Genomic DNA, 14,993 nt, shown 5'->3' on the forward strand with positions numbered 1-14,993 from the left:
ATCAGTTGCCTTCGGAAGAGACGCGAGCGAGCTGGTCGTCGAGGTGGAAGACCTCGTTGAGGGCGACGAAACCCTCGTCGGGTGCGCCCTCGAGCTGGGTGAAGTACGGCGCCATCTCGGCCTGCCACCGGGCGTTGACCTCGGTGGCGGCCATGGCTGCCTGGGCGGCGACCAGGTCGTCGGACTCGACGTACCCGATCAGCAGCCCGTCCTCCCGCAGGAACAGGGAGTAGTTGCGCCAGCCCGTCTCCTCGAGTGCGGCGAGCATGTCCGGCCAGACGGCACGGTGGCGCTCGGCGTACTCCTCCATCCGGTCAGGACGGACCTGGAGACTGAAGCAGTAGCGGGGCATGGGTGAGCCTCCTTCCTGTTCCTGCGAGTGGTGATTGGTGGAGTGGTGCGGACGGATCCGCGGCGCTGACGACTGGGTTTCGAGACGGGATCCGGCTGGCCCTCACTTCGTTCGGGCCTGCCGGTCCCTCCTCAACCTGATCGGCTATTCAGGTCCTCGCTTCGCTCGGACCTGACCGATCAGAAGTCGAAGTCGTCGATGTTCTCGGCGTTGAAGCGGTACGGGTCGCCCAGCAGGACGGAGCCGTTCTCGCCGACGGTGAACTCACCGAGGTCGCCGGCGGTGAACTTGTCGCCCTCGGCGCCGGTGATGTCGCCGTCGACGAGCGCCTTGGTGGCGTACGCCGCGAGGTAGCCCAGGTCGGCCGGGTTCCAGAGCGCGAACTCCTTGACGGTGCCGTCCTTGACGTAGTCACGCATCTGGTTCGGGGTGCCGAGACCGGTCAGGAAGACCTTGCCCTTCGACTTCGAGGTCGAGAGGTAGCGCGCAGCGGCGGAGATGCCGACCGTGGTGGGCGAGATGATGCCCTTCAGGTTCGGGTGGTCGGCGAGCAGCGCGGCGGTCTTGTCGAACGACGTCTGGTCGTCGTCGTCGCCGTAGACGGTGTCGACGAGCTTGATGTCCGGGTGGCTCTTGAGCTCCTCCTCCATCAGCTTGATCCAGGCGTTCTGGTTGGTCGCGTTGGCCGCGGCGGAGAGGATCGCGATCTCGCCGGCGTCACCGATCTGCTCGGCGATCATGTCGACCTGGACCTTGGCGATGCCCTCGGACGTGGCCTGGTTGATGAACAGGTCGCGGCACTCGGCGTCGGTGTCGGAGTCGAAGGTGACGACCTTCGTGCCGGCGTCGCGAGCAGCGTCCAGCGAGTCGCAGAGCGCCGTCGGGTCGTTGGCCGAGACGACGAGGCCCTTGATGCCCTGGGCGGCGGCGGTGTCGATGAAGCTGACCTGCGCGTCGGGACCGGCCGTGTCGGGGCCGACCTCGTCGTAGGTGCCACCGAACTCCTTGACCGCCTTCTCGCCACCGGCGTCGCTGGTGTCGAAGTAGGGGTTGCCCAGGTTCTTGGGGAGGAAGGTCACGGTGATGTCGCCACCGTCGCCGCCGCCCGAGCCGTTGTCGTCGCTACCGCAGGCGGCGAGGCCGAGGGAGGCGACCAGCGCCAGCGCGGCGCCGGCGGCAAACCGCTTGGAGTTGATCCTCATTGACTTACCTTTCGGGTTTCGTCGCCGGTTGCCGGCGTCTGTGGTGCGGTCGTGGAGGCCGCAGCCCGCCGCGGGATCAAGGCCCGGATACGCGGCAGGAAGTTGGAGGCGATCACCGAGCCGACCAGCAGGAGGCCGATGATGATCTGGATGACCTCGGAGCCCTGGCCGTCGAGCTGGAGCGCCGAGTTGAGAACGGCGATGAGGAGCACGCCGGCGACGACGCCGTGCAGGGCCCCGCGGCCGCCGAAGATGGAGACACCGCCGAGCAGCACGCCCGCGATGACCTTGAGCTCGAAGCCGTTGCCGGTGTCGGTGGCCACGGAGTTCGACTTCAGCGCGACGTAGACGCCGGCGAAGGCGGCGACCGCGCCGCTGAGCGTGAACAGGACCAGTTTCGTCCGCGCTACGTTGACGCCGGAGAAGTGCGCGGCCTCGTCGCTCAGGCCGATCTCGAAGACGCCCCGGCCGAAGCTGGTGAAGTGCAGCAGCAGCGCGAAGAGCACGACCAGGACCGCGATCGGGATCAGGATGTTGGGGTACTGCGACGTGCCGATCCGCTCGGTGGGCCAGTCCTGCCAGCCCTCCGGGAAACCGGAGATCCGCTTGTCCTGGATCAGGCCCTCGGCGAGACCGCGGTAGAGCGCGAGGCTGCCGATCGTGACGGCCAGCGACGGCAGCCCGACGTAGGCGACGAAGAAGCCGTTGAGCGCTCCCAGCAGGGCACCGACGAGGATCGCGACCAACGCGGCCAGGGGCAGCGAGAGGTCGTGCTCGACGACGAGGACGCCGGTGATGGCAGCGCTCGCACCGAGCGTGCTGGCGACGGAGAGGTCGATCTCGCCGGTGATGATGATCAGCGTCATGGGCAGCGCCATCAGCAGGATCGGCGCGTACTCCTTGCTGAGGTTGAAGATCGTCAGCGGGCCGTCGAAGAAGGGCACGTTGCCCATCGCGTAGAGGTAGACGGCGACCAGGCCGACGATCACCGCGGCCTCCCGGTTGAGCAGCAGGCGGGCGGCGAGGTTGCGGGAGTACGCCGGGTAGGTGCGGGCCTCCGTGGCAGTGGCCGTGCTCATGCGTGGTCCCTCGCTTCCACGAGCTTGTGCGTACGTCGGATGCTCAGCACGCGGTCCAGAACGATCGAGCCGATGATCAGCGCCCCGACGACGGCGCCCTGCCAGAACTCGCTGATGCCGAGGATCGGGAGCGCCCGGTTGATGGTGACGAGCAGGAAGGCGCCGATGGCCGCGCCCCAGACGGTGCCGCTGCCGCCGAAGATGGCGACCCCGCCGATGACGACGGCGGCGACGGCCTGGAGCTCGATGCCGGAGCCGGTCCCGGAGAACGCGGTGGCGTAGCGCGCGGCCGAGAACACCCCGGCCAGGCCGGCGAGCGCACCGCAGAGGACGAACGCGCCGAGGACGCGGCGGCCGGACGGCAGGCCGTAGAGGTCGGCGGCGTCGGGGTCGGACCCGATCGCGTAGAGCTCGCGACCACCGCGGGCGGTGTGGAGGTAGTAGCCGACCAGGGCGACCACGACCAGCGCGATGATCGTCAGCACCGGGATCGTCAGCACCTGCTGGTTGCCCAGCTTCTCGAAGTGGGCCGGGTAGTCGCCGGCCGTCATCCGGTCGCTGCCGACCTCGTGGGTCAGCGCACCACGCAGGACGTACATCGTGCCGAGCGTGATCACGAGCGCCGGCACCTTGAAGACGGTGACGAGCAGGCCGTTGAGCGCGCCGACCACGGCGCCGAGCGCGAGGCCGGCGGCGAAGACCACGAGGACCGAGGTCTCGGGGTTGCTCACGAAGATCTTGCCGGTGGCGTAGGCCGTGATGCCGAGCGTGGAGCCGACGGACAGGTCGACGTTGCGGGTGACCACGACGACCATCTGGCCGACCGCGAGCAGCAGCAGGATCGACGGTGCCAGCAGCGTGTCGCGCCAGCCGTCCGCGCTGAACACGAAGGAGCTGCGGCGCGTGGTGGCGACGACCAGGATCAGCGCCAGCACGATGACGATGGCCAGCTCGCGCGAGCGGAGCAGGGTCTGCACGACGCGGGTGGCGGCGCTCTCCTGCGACGGGTGGAGGGTGGCGGTGCTCATGAGACCGGCTCCTTGGTGGGCGGGGCGGTCGGGGCCGACCGGGTCGCGGCGGCCATGACGTTCTCGGGGGTGGCGTCCTCGCGGGCGATGTCGGCGGTGAGCCGGCCCTCGCACACGACCAGGACGCGGTCGGCCATCCCGAGCACCTCGGGCAGCTCGGAGGAGATCATCAAGATCGCGAGGCCCTGGCCGGCCAGGTCGGACAGCAGGCGGTGGACCTCGGCCTTGGTGCCGACGTCGATGCCGCGGGTCGGCTCGTCGATGATCAGCAGCTTCGGGTCGGTCGCGAGCCACTTGGCGATGACGACCTTCTGCTGGTTGCCGCCGCTCATCGTGGCGGCGCGCATGTCGAGGGCGCTGGTCTTCACCTGCAGCCGGGAGGCCCAGGGCGCGGAGGCCTTGTTCTCGGCGGCGGCGGTCAGCAGGCCGCCCTTGGCCAGTCCGCCGCGGATGACCGAGGCGATGTTCCGGGCGACCGAGCCCTCGATGACCAGGCCCTGCTGGCGGCGGTCCTCGGGGACGAAGGCCATGCCGGCACGGATCGCGGCGCGGGGCTGCTTCTTCGGGACGGCCTTGCCGTGGAGCGTGACCCGGCCCTCGTCGTACCCGTCGACGCCGAAGACGGCCCGGGCGATCTCGCTGCGGCCGGCGCCCACGAGGCCCGCCAGGCCGACGATCTCGCCGGCGCGGACCTGGAAGGAGATGTCGTGGAACTCGCCCGTGGACCCGAGGCCCTGGATGTCGAGGACGACGTCGCCGATCGCGGCCGGCGTCTTCGGGAAGAGCTCGGCGACCTCGCGGCCGACCATCCTCGAGACGATCTCGGCCTCGGTGGTCTCGGCGACGAGGTGGGTGGAGACGTAGGCACCGTCGCGCATCACGGTCACCGTGTCGCAGAGGTCGAAGACCTCGTCGAAGCGGTGCGAGATGAAGACCAGCGCGCGACCCTCGTCGCGCAGGCTGCGGGCGACGGCGAAGAGCCGCGCGACCTCGTTGCCGCTGAGGGCCGCGGTGGGCTCGTCCATCACGAGCAGCTTGGCGTCGAGCGAGATGGCCTTGGCGATCTCGATGAGCTGCTGGTCGGCGATGGAGAGTCCGTTGGCGACCCGGCGCGGGTCGATCGTGACGCCGAGGCGGGCGAACAGGGCGTTCGACTCGTCGTACATCCGGGTGCGGTCGATGCGGCGGCCACGGCCCAGCGGGTGCCGGCCCATGAAGATGTTCTCGGCGACAGACAGGTCCGGGAAGAGGGTCGGCTCCTGGTAGATCACGGCGACGCCGGCGGACTTGGAGTCGGCGGTCGAGCCGAAGTCGACGTCCTCGCCCAGCAGGCGGAAGACGCCCGAGTCGCGGCGGTGCACGCCGGCGACGATCTTGACCAGGGTCGACTTGCCCGCGCCGTTCTCGCCGACCAGCGCGTGGATCGAGCCCGGCGCCACCTCGAGCGTGCCGGAACGCAGCGCCGCGACGGCGCCGAAGGACTTCGCGACGCTTCGCAGCTCGAGGGTCGGCGCGGTGCGCCCCTCGGTGCCGGTTGCTGTCGTCATCTCACTCCTCAAGCTCTTGACATCGGCGATTGAAAGGTTTCAATAGCGGATAGCAGGACGGTAGGTGACTGCCGTCACAAGCGTCAAGACATCCACCGAAACTTTCTTGAAACGAATCAAATCCACAGGTTCGGGTGCCCTGCGGTCCTAGTGTCGTGTCCCAGGAGTTGTTGGATGGTTGGCGTGCGCATGGTGCGTGCATCGCAAGGCGCCGGCGCGCAGCCACACCAGGTCGTCTCGCAAGCGTCGGCAACGCCGCGAGGTGCGTGCTGTGGGTGCGCGAAGCGCCCAAGAACTCCTGGGACGCGGCACTAGGGTGACTCCACACGGAAGGAGGGACAGGTGTCCACCATCGCGAACGCCCGATCGGGCGAGCAGGGGCGCAGCGTCTCGGTCAAGGACGTCGCGTCCGCGGCCGGCGTCTCGGTCGGCACGGTCTCCAACGTCCTCAACCGGCCCGACAAGGTCTCCCCCGCCACCCTCGCCCACGTCCAGCAGGTGATCGGCGACCTCGGCTTCATCCGCAACGACGCCGCCCGCCAGCTGCGCGCCGGCACCAACCGCGCCGTCGGCATGGTCGTCCTCGACGTCCGCAACCCCTTCTTCACCGACGTCGCCCGCGGTGTCGAGCTGCGCCTCGGCGAGCACGGGCGCCCGCTCATCCTCGGCAGCTCCGGCCAGGACGCCGGCCGCGAGTCGACCTACCTCGACCTGTTCGAGGAGCAGCGCGTCAGCGGGCTGCTCATCTCCCCCGTCGGCAAGGTGCTGCCCCGGCTGCGCCGCCTGCGCGAGCGGGGTACGGCGGTCGTGGTCGTCGATCGTCGTACCGGATCACGGGAGTTCTCCTCCGTCGCCGTCGACGACGTCCGCGGCGGCCGGATCGCCGCCACCCACCTGATCGAGGCCGGCCGCAGGCGCATCGCGTTCATCGGCGGCCCCCAGGGCCTGACCCAGATCAAGCACCGTCTCCGCGGCGCCGAGGCGGTCGTCGCCGAGCACCCCGGCACCGTGCTGCGCTTCGTCGAGACCGGCACCATGGACGCCGATGCCGGCCGCCGGGGCGCGGAGTCCCTGCTGGCACTGCCGGCGCGGGAGCGGCCGGACGCGATCTTCGCGGCCAACGACCTGGTCGCACTCGGGGTGCTCCAGGCACTCACCCTCGCCGGGGTCCGGGTGCCCGACGACGTCGCCATCCTCGGCTACGACGACATCGACTTCGCCGCGTCCGCCGCCATCCCGCTCAGCTCGGTGCGCCAGCCGCGCGAGGAGATGGGCTCGGTCGCCACCGACCTGTTGCTGGGGGCGATGGAGGACCCCGCCGCGCAGGTCCGGGACATCGTGCTCGAGCCCGAGCTCGTCGTACGACGGTCGACGACGGGCTGATCTGCCCGGGGGGGTCGCTGACGGTTTCTTGCGGTTGGTGACGGTTGCAACCGTCACCAAGCGCAGGGATCCCCGCCTAGGCGGGGATCCCTGCGCTTGGTTCGAGAAGGTGACTCAGAGGCCGAGGTCGCGGCCGATGAGCTCCTTCATGATCTCGTTGGAGCCGGCCCAGATCTTCGTGACGCGGGCGTCGCGCCAGGCGCGGGCGACGCGGTACTCGTTCATGAAGCCGTAGCCGCCGTGGAGCTGCACGCAGTGGTCGAGGACCTCCGACTGCACCTGCGAGGAGAACCACTTCGCCTTGGCCGCGTCGATCGCGGTGAGCGTCTTCTGCGAGTGGTTGAGGACGCACTTGTCGATGTACGCCTCGGCCGCCTCGATGCGGGTGACCAGGTCGGCCAGCAGGAACTTGTTGTGCTGGAAGGTGCCGATCGGGGCGCCGAAGGCCTGGCGCTCCTTGGCGTACTGGATCGTCTCCTCGAGGATCTGCTTGGCGTGGGCGATGTTGGCGACCGCACAGCCCAGGCGCTCCTGCGGGAGCTTCTGCATCATGTGGATGAAGCCCATGTTGAGCTCGCCGATGATCTCGGCGTCGGTGAGCCGGACGTTCTCGAAGAACAGCTCGGCGGTGTCCGACTCCTCCATGCCGACCTTGTCGAGCTTGCGGCCACGCGAGAAGCCCTCGGCGGTCGCCTCGATGCCGAACAGGGTGATGCCCTTCGGACCCTTCTCGGGGTCGGTCCGCACAGCGGTGACGAACAGGTCGCCCGAGTAGCCGTTGGTGATGAAGGTCTTGGAGCCGTTGATGACCCACGAGTCACCGTCACGCACGGCCGTGGTCTTCAGCGCGGCGAGGTCCGAGCCGCCGCCGGGCTCGGTCATGCCGATGCCGAGCACGATCTCGCCGGACGCGACGCCCGGGAGCCAGCGCTGCTTCTGCTCCTCGGTGCCGAGCTCGACGATGTACGGCGCCGTGATGTCGGCGTGGATGCCGTGGCAGGTGGGGTACGCGGCGCCGACCTTGGCCAGCTCCTCCTGCAGCACCGCGTTGAACCGGAAGTCGCCGGCGTCGGCGCCGCCGTACTCCTCGGGGATGCACAGGCCGAGCAGGCCCTGCTTGCCGGCGTCGAGCCAGAACTCGCGCGGCAGCGCCTTGGCCTTGATGTGCTCCTCGGTGTGCGGCAGCACGGATCGGTCCACGAACTCCTTGACGGATGCGCGGAAAGCCTCGTGGTCCTCGTCGTAGATCTCACGCTTCATGACGCGGACTCTACTCGCGGGTCACATGCGCGGTCGTTGTCGTCGCGCACAAGAAAACCCGCCGCGGCGTTGGTCGCCGCGCCGCGGTGTGAGCGCTCTCAGGCCGCGGCCGGCTCGAACTTCCTCGGCATCACCAGGCCGGCGACGACGAGCGCCAGCGAGGCGATCAGGACTCCGACGAACACGGCGTGCAGCGCCGGGTCCAGGACGGCGACCGGCAGCGCGTCCAGGTCGGCGTCGCCCGCGTGGTGCCCACCGCCGAGACGGGACGCGACGACGCCGTTGGCGACCGCACCGAACAGCGCGACGCCGATCGCGCTGCCCACCGAGCGCGCGAACATGTTCGTGGCGGTGGCGACGCCGCGGTGGTGCCACGGCACCGCGGACTGGGCCGCGACGATGCCCGGGCTGGCGACGTACCCCAGCCCCAGGCCGAGCACCAGGCAGCCGAGCGCCATGAGCCAGACCGGGCTGCCGGGACCGACGAGCGCGATGATCGTGGTGCCGGCGAGCCCGAACAGGGAGCCCGCGAGCAGGCAGGGGCGGAAGCCCCAGCGGACGTAGACCCGGCCGGCCGTGCTCGCGGCGATCGGCCAGCCGATGGCCAGCGCCGCGACGGCGAGGCCGGCGACGACCGCCCCGGCGCCGAGGACGCGCTGGGCGTAGACGGGGACGTACGACGTCACGCCGAGCATCAGCATGCCGACGATGAGAGCGCCCACATTGGCGGAGTTCAGGACCCGGTGGCGGAACACCCACAGGGGCAGCACCGGGTCCGCCACGCGCTGCTCGACGGCGACGAAGGCGGCCAGCAGGACCGCCGCCGCGGCGAAGATGCCGACGCCGGCGGGCGACCACCAGGCCCAGCGGAGGCCGCCCTCGAGCAGGCCGAGCAGCAGGAGGACGGCGGCCCCGGCGAGCAGCACCGCGCCGGTCACGTCGATCGGCCGCCGCTCGGTCTGGGCAGCGCGGGCGTCACCGGCCGCCGTCTCGTGGAAGCGCCGGGCCAGGACGACGGCTGCGAGCGCTCCCAACGGCACGTTGATCCAGAAGATCCAGCGCCACGACAGCTGCTCGGAGAAGATCCCGCCCAACGTCGGACCGACGACGGCGGCCGTCGCCCACACGCCCGCGACGTAGCTCTGCGCGACGGCGCGCTCCGCGACGGAGTAGATGTCGCCCATGATCGTCACGCCCGCCGGCTGGATCGCCCCGGCGCCGAGGCCTTGGACGGCCCGGAACACGATCAACGCGGTCATGCTCCATGAGAGCGCGCACAACACCGACCCGAGCACGAACAGCCCGATCCCGAGCAGCATCAGCGGCTTGCGGCCGAAGACGTCGGCGAGCTTGCCGTAGATCGGCGTGGTCACCGCCTGCGCCAGCAGGTACGTCGAGAACAGCCACGGGAACTGGGTGAACCCGCCGAGGTCCTCCACCACCGCGGGCACGGCGGTCGCGAGGATCGTCGTGTCGATCGCGACCAGGGCGGTGCTGAGCATCACCGAGGCGAGGATCGGACCACGGTCGCTCCGCAGCCCGACGCTGGCACGGGTGATGGGCGCAGCGGTCGGGGAGGTCACGTGTCCCTGCAACTGCCGGTCCGGGCGGGGCATTCCCGAGACCGATGGCCACGGAATCACTAGCGTGTTCCCGTGACGGAGCACCGACTCGTCGAGAGGGAGACGAGCCTGGCCACCGCGCGGTCCCGGGTCGCCGGGCTGCGCGCGGGCACGGGCGGCGCGCTCTGCCTGGTCGCGCCCGCCGGGGCGGGGAAGACCGCCCTGCTGGGAGCGATCCTCGAGGACACCGGGCCGGTGCGCGTGCTGTGGGCGACCGCGGGAGAGCTCGAGGCGCACGCGCCGTACGGCGTCGTCCGGCAGCTGTTCTCGCGCGCACTGGCCGGCCTGACGACGGCGCAGCTGGAGGCGATCGCGCACGGGGCTGCCCGTCCCGCGGTCGACCTGGTGCTGCACCGGCCGGGGGCGGAGCCCGTCGACCAGTCGGTGATGCTCAACAGCCTGTACTGGCTGCTCGACGGGCTCACCGCCGAGGGGCCGCTCGTCCTCGCCGTCGACGACGCGCACTGGGCCGACGACGCGTCACTGCTGTTCCTGCAGCACCTGCTCGCCCGGCTCGAGGACCTGCCGGTGCTGCAGGTCGTGGCGGCCCGCGACGTGCTGCCGGACCGCCGGCGGCCGGCGCTGGCCGCGGTGCTGGCGGACACCCGCGCCGTACGACTCGACGTCGCGCCGCTCAGCCCGAACGGCGTGCGGGCCTGCCTCGCCGAGCGCTGGGGCGCCGAGGCCGACGACGCCGTGGTTGCCGCCTGCGCAGAAGTGACCGGCGGCAACCCGTTCCTGGTGGTGGCCCTCGGCGACCTCCTCGCCGCCCGCCCCGGTACGACGACCGCCGATGCCGTGCGCACCCTCGTCCCCGGCTCGGTCGTGGACACCGTGATCCAGCGCCTCAGCGCCCTCCCGCCCGCGGAGCAGTCCCTGGCGCGAGCGCTCGCCGCCCTGGACTCCGCACCGCTGCGGACCGCCGCGGCGCTGGCGGACCTGGACGTCGCCTCCGCCGGGGACGCGGCCGACGCCCTGCGCGACGCGGGCCTGCTCGCCACGGACGGGCCACTCGCCTTCCGGCACGCGCTGCTGCGGTCCGCGGTCAGCACCAGCACCGCGCCGGCCGCACGCGACCGGCTGCACCGTCGGGCCGCACGGATCCTGGCTGAGGAGGACGTGCACGCCGCGGCGGGCCACCTGCTCGAGGTCGAGGGCGTCGGCGACGCCTGGGCCGTCGGCCTGCTCCACACGGCGGCGCTGACCGCCTTCGGCCAGGGCGCACCACACGTGGCCGTCGACCTGCTGCGGCGGGCGGTCGCAGAGCCGCCGCCCGCCGCGGACCTGCCCGCCCTGCTGGTCGCCCTCGGGNCGGAGCTGCACGCCGGCGACCCGGCGGCCGTGATCACGCTGGAACGGGCGGGCCAGGGCGTGTCCGACCCCGTCCTGCGGGCGCAGTGCGGGCTGGCCCTCGCGGCGGCCTACCACGTGGCCGGCTTCTACGACCGCACCGTGCCCCTCCTCGCGGACGCCCTCGAGGGCCTCGGCCCCGAGCACGGGGACCTGCGCCTGGTGACCGAGGCGATGCTGGTGGCCGCCGCGCTCACGGTCCCGGCTGCGGTGGCCGACGCGCGTGCCCGGCTCGCCGCCCACGGCCACCTCGCCGGCGACACCCCCGGCGAACGGCTGCTCCTCATCCAGCAGGCGTCGGTGTCGAACGCTTCCAGCGCACCCATCGCCGAGGCCGGCGAGCTGGCCCGCCGCGCGATCGGCGACGGCCTGACACCCGAGCAGACGGCGAGCCCGTTCGACTGGACGATCGCCCGGACCCACCTCGCCTGCTCCGGCGCGTACGCGGCCACGGCCGACCTCTGCGCCCGCGGGCTCGAGCACGCCGCCCGTGAGGGCTCCGTGCCGCTGTACGCCGCCGCGTCGGTCACCCGCGGCTGGGCGCACCTGTGGGCCGGACGCGTCGACGACAGCCTCACCGACTTCGACGAGGCACTGCTGCAGGCCGATGTCGTCCCCGGCGGCCAGGTGCTGCGGCTGCTCGCGGCGGCCGGACGGGCGGAGGGACTGCTCGCCCAGGGCCTGCAGGCCGAGGCGGAGGCGGCCGTCGACGACGTCCCGGACGCGGTGGCGAAGGACCCCTCCAACGCGACCGGCATCCACCTGCTCCGGGCCCGCGGCCTGGTCCGGGCCGCGGCCGGCCGCCACGACGAGGCACTGGCCTCGTTCGAGGCCTGCGCCGAGCGACTGGCAGCGCTCGACATGGACTCCCCCACGTGGTGCGACTGGCGCGCGCCGACCGCCGAGAGTCTCTGGGCCCTGGGCCGGGTCGACGAGGCGTGGGCAGTGGCCCGGGACGGTCTCGAGGTGGCCGAGCGGAAGGCGGCCGCGGGCGTGCTCGGTCACGCGCTGCGGACGATCGGCGAGATCGCGGGCGCGGGGGGCCTCGACGACCTGCGCCGCTCCGTCGCCGTCCTCGAGGCCTCGGAGGCGCGCCTGCAGGAGGCACGGTCCCGGGTCGCACTCGGCTCGGCACTACGTCGTACCGGACAGCGGGCGGAGGGACGCGAGCAGCTGCGGATCGGCCGGGAGCTCGCGCACCGGCTCGGGGCGCACGCCCTCACCGAGCGCGCGAGCGCCGAGCTCGCCCTCGCCGGCGGCCGGGTCGCGCGGATCGACGTGACCGGGGTGGCAGCGCTCACATCGGCCGAGCGACGGGTCTGCGAGCTCGCGGCCGGCGGCCTGCGGAACCGCGACATCGCGCAACGGCTGTTCGTCACGACGAAGACCGTCGAGGTTCACCTGTCCCGCGCGTACCGCAAGCTGGGCGTCGGCCGGGACGAGCTGGCCACCGCGCTCGGCTCGTAGGATCCGGCCATGGCCGCCCACGACACCCGCATGCTGCTGCTGGGTGCCGTCGCGCTCTTCGAGCCGGTCAACGGCTACCAGATCCGCCGCGAGCTGCTGTCGTGGAGCGTCGACGACTGGGCCAACCTGCAGCCGGGCTCGATCTACAACGGCCTCGCCACCCTGACCCGGCAGGGCCGGCTGGTCCGCCACGACCTCGAGGACGGCGGCCGCGAGGTCGCGGTCTACGAGCTGACCGAGTCCGGCCGGGCCGAGCTCGAGCGCCTGGTGACCGCGGGGCTCGAGGACGTCGGGGTGGTCGACCGGAAGGGCTTCAGCGCCGCCTTCGGCCTGCTGCCGCTGGTGCCCCACGAGCACGCCCTCCGTTCCCTGGTACGACGACGCGTGGCCCTCGAGCAGCTCGTCGCCCGCCTCGCCGACCCCGGCGGCCCCGCGGAGGCGCCGCCGCACGCGCTGCGGGGCGTCGTCCTCTGGCTGGACCTGGCCGTGGCCGAGCTGGCCTGGCTGCGCGAGACGATCGAGCTGATGAAGTCCGGCAGCCTCCGCCTCGACAGCAGCACGTGGGTCCCGCCCGCCGACGACCCCGGCTGGCAGATGAACGCCGACCGCGAGCGCTACCGGACGCTGCTCGGTCGCTGACCCGCGCCCACCGGACCGATGAATGTCGGCGGCCGGTGCTGTCGTACTCCGCGGGGCCGAGATGCGTTTGACAACGCCGTGTTCAAGTTTGAATACTGGCGCTGTTCAACCTTGACCACAGGGAGACCGACATGATCCGAGCACGAGGACTCGTGCAGACCTTCCACACCGGGCAGGGCAAGCAGAAGCGCGAGGTGCCCGCGGTCCGTGGCGTCGACCTCGACGTCGCGGAGGGCGAGGTGGTCGGCTTCCTCGGGCCCAACGGCGCGGGCAAGACGACCACGCTGCGCATGCTGACCACCCTGCTCAGGCCGACGGCGGGCACTGCCACGGTCGCAGGCTTCGACGTCGCGACCCAGCCCGTCGACGTACGACGCAGCATCGGCTACTGCTCCCAGGTCGGCTCGACCTTCTCCGGCGCCTACGCCGGTGACGAGGTCGTCGACCACGGGATGCTCTACGGGATGTCGAAGAAGGCCGCCGTCGCCAAGGGACACGAGCTGTTCGACAAGCTCCAGCTCGACGGACTCTGGAAGCGGATGCCGAAGAACATGTCGGGCGGGCAGAAGCGCCGCCTCGACATCGCGATGGCACTGATCCACTCACCGTCACTGGTGTTCCTCGACGAGCCGACGACCGGCCTCGACCCACAGGCGCGGATCAACCTGTGGCAGCACATCGCGGACCTGCGGTCCAAGGAGGGTGCGACGGTCTTCCTGACCACGCACTACCTCGACGAGGCCGACGCGCTCGCCGACCGGATCGTGATCATCGACCAGGGCACGATCGTGGCCAGCGACACCGCCGACAACCTCAAGGCCGCCGTCGCCGGCGACCTGGTCGACCTCGAGGTGACCACCGACGAGCAGGTCGCGGTCGCCCGCGACAAGCTCGCCTCGATCAGCCAGGACGTCGAGGTCGACGGCCACCACGTCCGCGGCCGGGTGGCCCGTGCCGGCAAGGCCGTGCCCGGCCTGCTCCGCGACCTGGACGGCTCCGGCGTCGCGCTCGAGTCGATCGAGGTCGTCCGGCCCACGCTCGACGACGTCTTCCTCACCCTCACCGGCCGGTCCCTGCGCGACGCGGAGGCGGCGGCCGAGGCCGCTGCCGCCCCCGCCGACATCGCCGACACCGCCGACACCGCGCGCACGACGACCGAAGGAGCCTGACCGTGACCACGTTCCTCCGCGAGTCGTGGATCGTCTTCAACCGCCAGCTGCGGATGAACCTGCGCAACCCCGCGTGGGTGATCATCGGGATGCTGCAGCCGGTCCTCTACCTGCTGCTGTTCGGGCCGCTGCTCAAGCCGGTCATCGCCCAGCTCGGGGGCAACCAGTACACGTGGTTCGTCCCCGGCATGCTGGTGCAGCTCGGCATCTTCGGCGCCTTCTTCGCCGGCTTCTCGCTGATCGGCGAGTGGCGCGAGGGCGTCATCGAGGCGGAGCGGGTCACCCCGGCCCACCGCTCGGCGCTGCTGTTCGGCCGGCTCTACCGCGACCTGCTGCAGCTGTTCGTGCAGGCGGTCATCCTCGTCGTGCTCGGCCTGGTGCTCGGCATGGACGCCTCGATCGGCGGCATCGTGGTCGGTGTCGCGCTCACCCTGCTTCTCGGCGGCGCCTGCGCCGCGGCGTCCAACGCGCTCGCCCTCACGGTCAAGAGCGAGGACGTGATGGCGCCGGTCATCAACGTCGTGATGATGCCGGTCCTGCTGCTCAGCGGCATCCTGCTCCCGATGAGCTTCGGCGCGGGCTGGCTCGAGCGGCTGAGCGACTTCATGCCGATCAAGCACGTCGTCGACGCGGTCCGCGGGGCGTTCTTCGGCGACTTCGACGGCTCCATGCTGTGGGGCGTCGGTTGGACGTTCGTGCTGTTCGGGCTCGCGGTCTGGTGGGGGACGGCGGTCTTCCGCAAGGAGAACGCCTGACACGCGGGCCGAGGAGAGGAGAGGGGCGCCGGGCCCGAGGCCACCGGGTGAGACCCCCCAGACCGGTCCCCGGTCAGTCGTCCACGTTCTCCGGCGGCGATCGGCGGGCGCGGCGCACCTCTCGCAACGGACCACTTCCC

13 protein-coding genes are annotated in these 14,993 nt (G+C 71.5%); 6 read left to right on the forward strand and 7 right to left on the reverse strand.

Annotated elements, in window-relative coordinates; all coding sequences use genetic code 11:
• Nucleotide 1 precedes the first annotated feature (1 nt).
• From ASE20_RS12920 to ASE20_RS12940, 5 genes are all read right to left on the reverse strand, one after another.
• Complete coding sequence (locus tag ASE20_RS12920) at nucleotides 2-352, reverse strand: L-rhamnose mutarotase (protein WP_056894931.1); 351 nt, start codon at nucleotides 350-352, stop codon at nucleotides 2-4.
• A 179-nt stretch (nucleotides 353-531) separates the two neighbouring features.
• Nucleotides 532-1,554 carry a rhamnose ABC transporter substrate-binding protein gene (gene rhaS, locus ASE20_RS12925; RefSeq protein ID WP_056894932.1) on the reverse strand — a complete coding sequence of 341 codons (1,023 nt, stop codon included), beginning with the start codon at nucleotides 1,552-1,554 and terminating at the stop codon, nucleotides 532-534.
• Nucleotides 1,551-2,633: an ABC transporter permease gene (locus tag ASE20_RS12930; protein WP_056894933.1), complete on the reverse strand. Its 1,083-nt coding sequence runs from the start codon at nucleotides 2,631-2,633 to the stop codon at nucleotides 1,551-1,553. The genes rhaS and ASE20_RS12930 overlap by 4 nt, the downstream gene beginning before the upstream one ends.
• Nucleotides 2,630-3,661, reverse strand: a complete 1,032-nt coding sequence (locus tag ASE20_RS12935) for an ABC transporter permease (protein WP_056894934.1) — start codon at nucleotides 3,659-3,661, stop codon at nucleotides 2,630-2,632. Before ASE20_RS12935 ends, ASE20_RS12930 begins: the two co-directional genes overlap by 4 nt.
• Nucleotides 3,658-5,208, reverse strand: coding sequence for a sugar ABC transporter ATP-binding protein (locus ASE20_RS12940; RefSeq protein WP_056894935.1), 1,551 nt, complete (start codon nucleotides 5,206-5,208; stop codon nucleotides 3,658-3,660). The genes ASE20_RS12935 and ASE20_RS12940 overlap by 4 nt, the downstream gene beginning before the upstream one ends.
• Nucleotides 5,209-5,550: 342 nt before the next feature.
• Between ASE20_RS12940 and ASE20_RS12945 the strand changes: the two genes are divergently transcribed.
• Complete coding sequence (locus ASE20_RS12945) at nucleotides 5,551-6,591, forward strand: LacI family DNA-binding transcriptional regulator (RefSeq protein ID WP_225869110.1); 1,041 nt, start codon at nucleotides 5,551-5,553, stop codon at nucleotides 6,589-6,591.
• 114 nt (nucleotides 6,592-6,705) lie between these two features.
• Here ASE20_RS12945 and ASE20_RS12950 read toward each other — a convergent pair whose 3' ends face one another.
• Together ASE20_RS12950 and ASE20_RS12955 are read right to left on the reverse strand one after the other, a co-directional pair.
• A complete protein-coding gene (locus ASE20_RS12950; protein WP_056894936.1) occupies nucleotides 6,706-7,851 on the reverse strand; it encodes an acyl-CoA dehydrogenase family protein in 1,146 nt (381 codons plus the stop codon).
• 98 nt (nucleotides 7,852-7,949) lie between these two features.
• Nucleotides 7,950-9,434: an MFS transporter gene (locus ASE20_RS12955; RefSeq protein WP_225869111.1), complete on the reverse strand. Its 1,485-nt coding sequence runs from the start codon at nucleotides 9,432-9,434 to the stop codon at nucleotides 7,950-7,952.
• A 72-nt stretch (nucleotides 9,435-9,506) separates the two neighbouring features.
• Between ASE20_RS12955 and ASE20_RS25575 the strand changes: the two genes are divergently transcribed.
• From ASE20_RS25575 to ASE20_RS12975, 5 genes are all read left to right on the forward strand, one after another.
• A partial coding sequence (locus ASE20_RS25575) for an ATP-binding protein (protein WP_235538814.1) occupies nucleotides 9,507-10,784 on the forward strand: 1,278 nt, incomplete at its 3' end.
• A 900-nt stretch (nucleotides 10,785-11,684) separates the two neighbouring features.
• Nucleotides 11,685-12,290 carry a helix-turn-helix transcriptional regulator gene (locus tag ASE20_RS26025; protein WP_414858377.1) on the forward strand — a complete coding sequence of 202 codons (606 nt, stop codon included), beginning with the start codon at nucleotides 11,685-11,687 and terminating at the stop codon, nucleotides 12,288-12,290.
• Nucleotides 12,291-12,299: 9 nt separating this feature from the next.
• On the forward strand, nucleotides 12,300-12,929 hold the full coding sequence (locus ASE20_RS12965; protein ID WP_056894939.1) for a PadR family transcriptional regulator: 630 nt from the start codon (nucleotides 12,300-12,302) through the stop codon (nucleotides 12,927-12,929).
• A 131-nt stretch (nucleotides 12,930-13,060) separates the two neighbouring features.
• A complete protein-coding gene (locus tag ASE20_RS12970; protein ID WP_056894940.1) occupies nucleotides 13,061-14,098 on the forward strand; it encodes an ATP-binding cassette domain-containing protein in 1,038 nt (345 codons plus the stop codon).
• Nucleotides 14,099-14,100: 2 nt separating this feature from the next.
• The gene (locus tag ASE20_RS12975) at nucleotides 14,101-14,853 is read left to right on the forward strand and encodes an ABC transporter permease (protein ID WP_082612353.1); all 753 of its coding nucleotides are present in this window, start codon (nucleotides 14,101-14,103) and stop codon (nucleotides 14,851-14,853) included.
• Nucleotides 14,854-14,993 lie beyond the last annotated feature (140 nt).

This window comes from Nocardioides sp. Root240, assembly GCF_001428825.1.
Taxonomy (GTDB): domain Bacteria; phylum Actinomycetota; class Actinomycetes; order Propionibacteriales; family Nocardioidaceae; genus Nocardioides.

Coding starts and splice junctions, on each gene's coding strand:
- ASE20_RS12935 (WP_056894934.1), bottom strand. CDS start 3,661: ATGAGCACCGCCACCCTCCACCCGTCGCAGGAGAGCGCCGCCACCCGC.
- rhaS (WP_056894932.1), bottom strand. CDS start 1,554: ATGAGGATCAACTCCAAGCGGTTTGCCGCCGGCGCCGCGCTGGCGCTG.
- ASE20_RS12970 (WP_056894940.1), top strand. CDS start 13,061: ATGATCCGAGCACGAGGACTCGTGCAGACCTTCCACACCGGGCAGGGC.
- ASE20_RS12930 (WP_056894933.1), bottom strand. CDS start 2,633: ATGAGCACGGCCACTGCCACGGAGGCCCGCACCTACCCGGCGTACTCC.
- ASE20_RS12965 (WP_056894939.1), top strand. CDS start 12,300: ATGGCCGCCCACGACACCCGCATGCTGCTGCTGGGTGCCGTCGCGCTC.
- ASE20_RS26025 (WP_414858377.1), top strand. CDS start 11,685: ATGGACTCCCCCACGTGGTGCGACTGGCGCGCGCCGACCGCCGAGAGT.
- ASE20_RS12920 (WP_056894931.1), bottom strand. CDS start 352: ATGCCCCGCTACTGCTTCAGTCTCCAGGTCCGTCCTGACCGGATGGAG.
- ASE20_RS12940 (WP_056894935.1), bottom strand. CDS start 5,208: ATGACGACAGCAACCGGCACCGAGGGGCGCACCGCGCCGACCCTCGAG.
- ASE20_RS12950 (WP_056894936.1), bottom strand. CDS start 7,851: ATGAAGCGTGAGATCTACGACGAGGACCACGAGGCTTTCCGCGCATCC.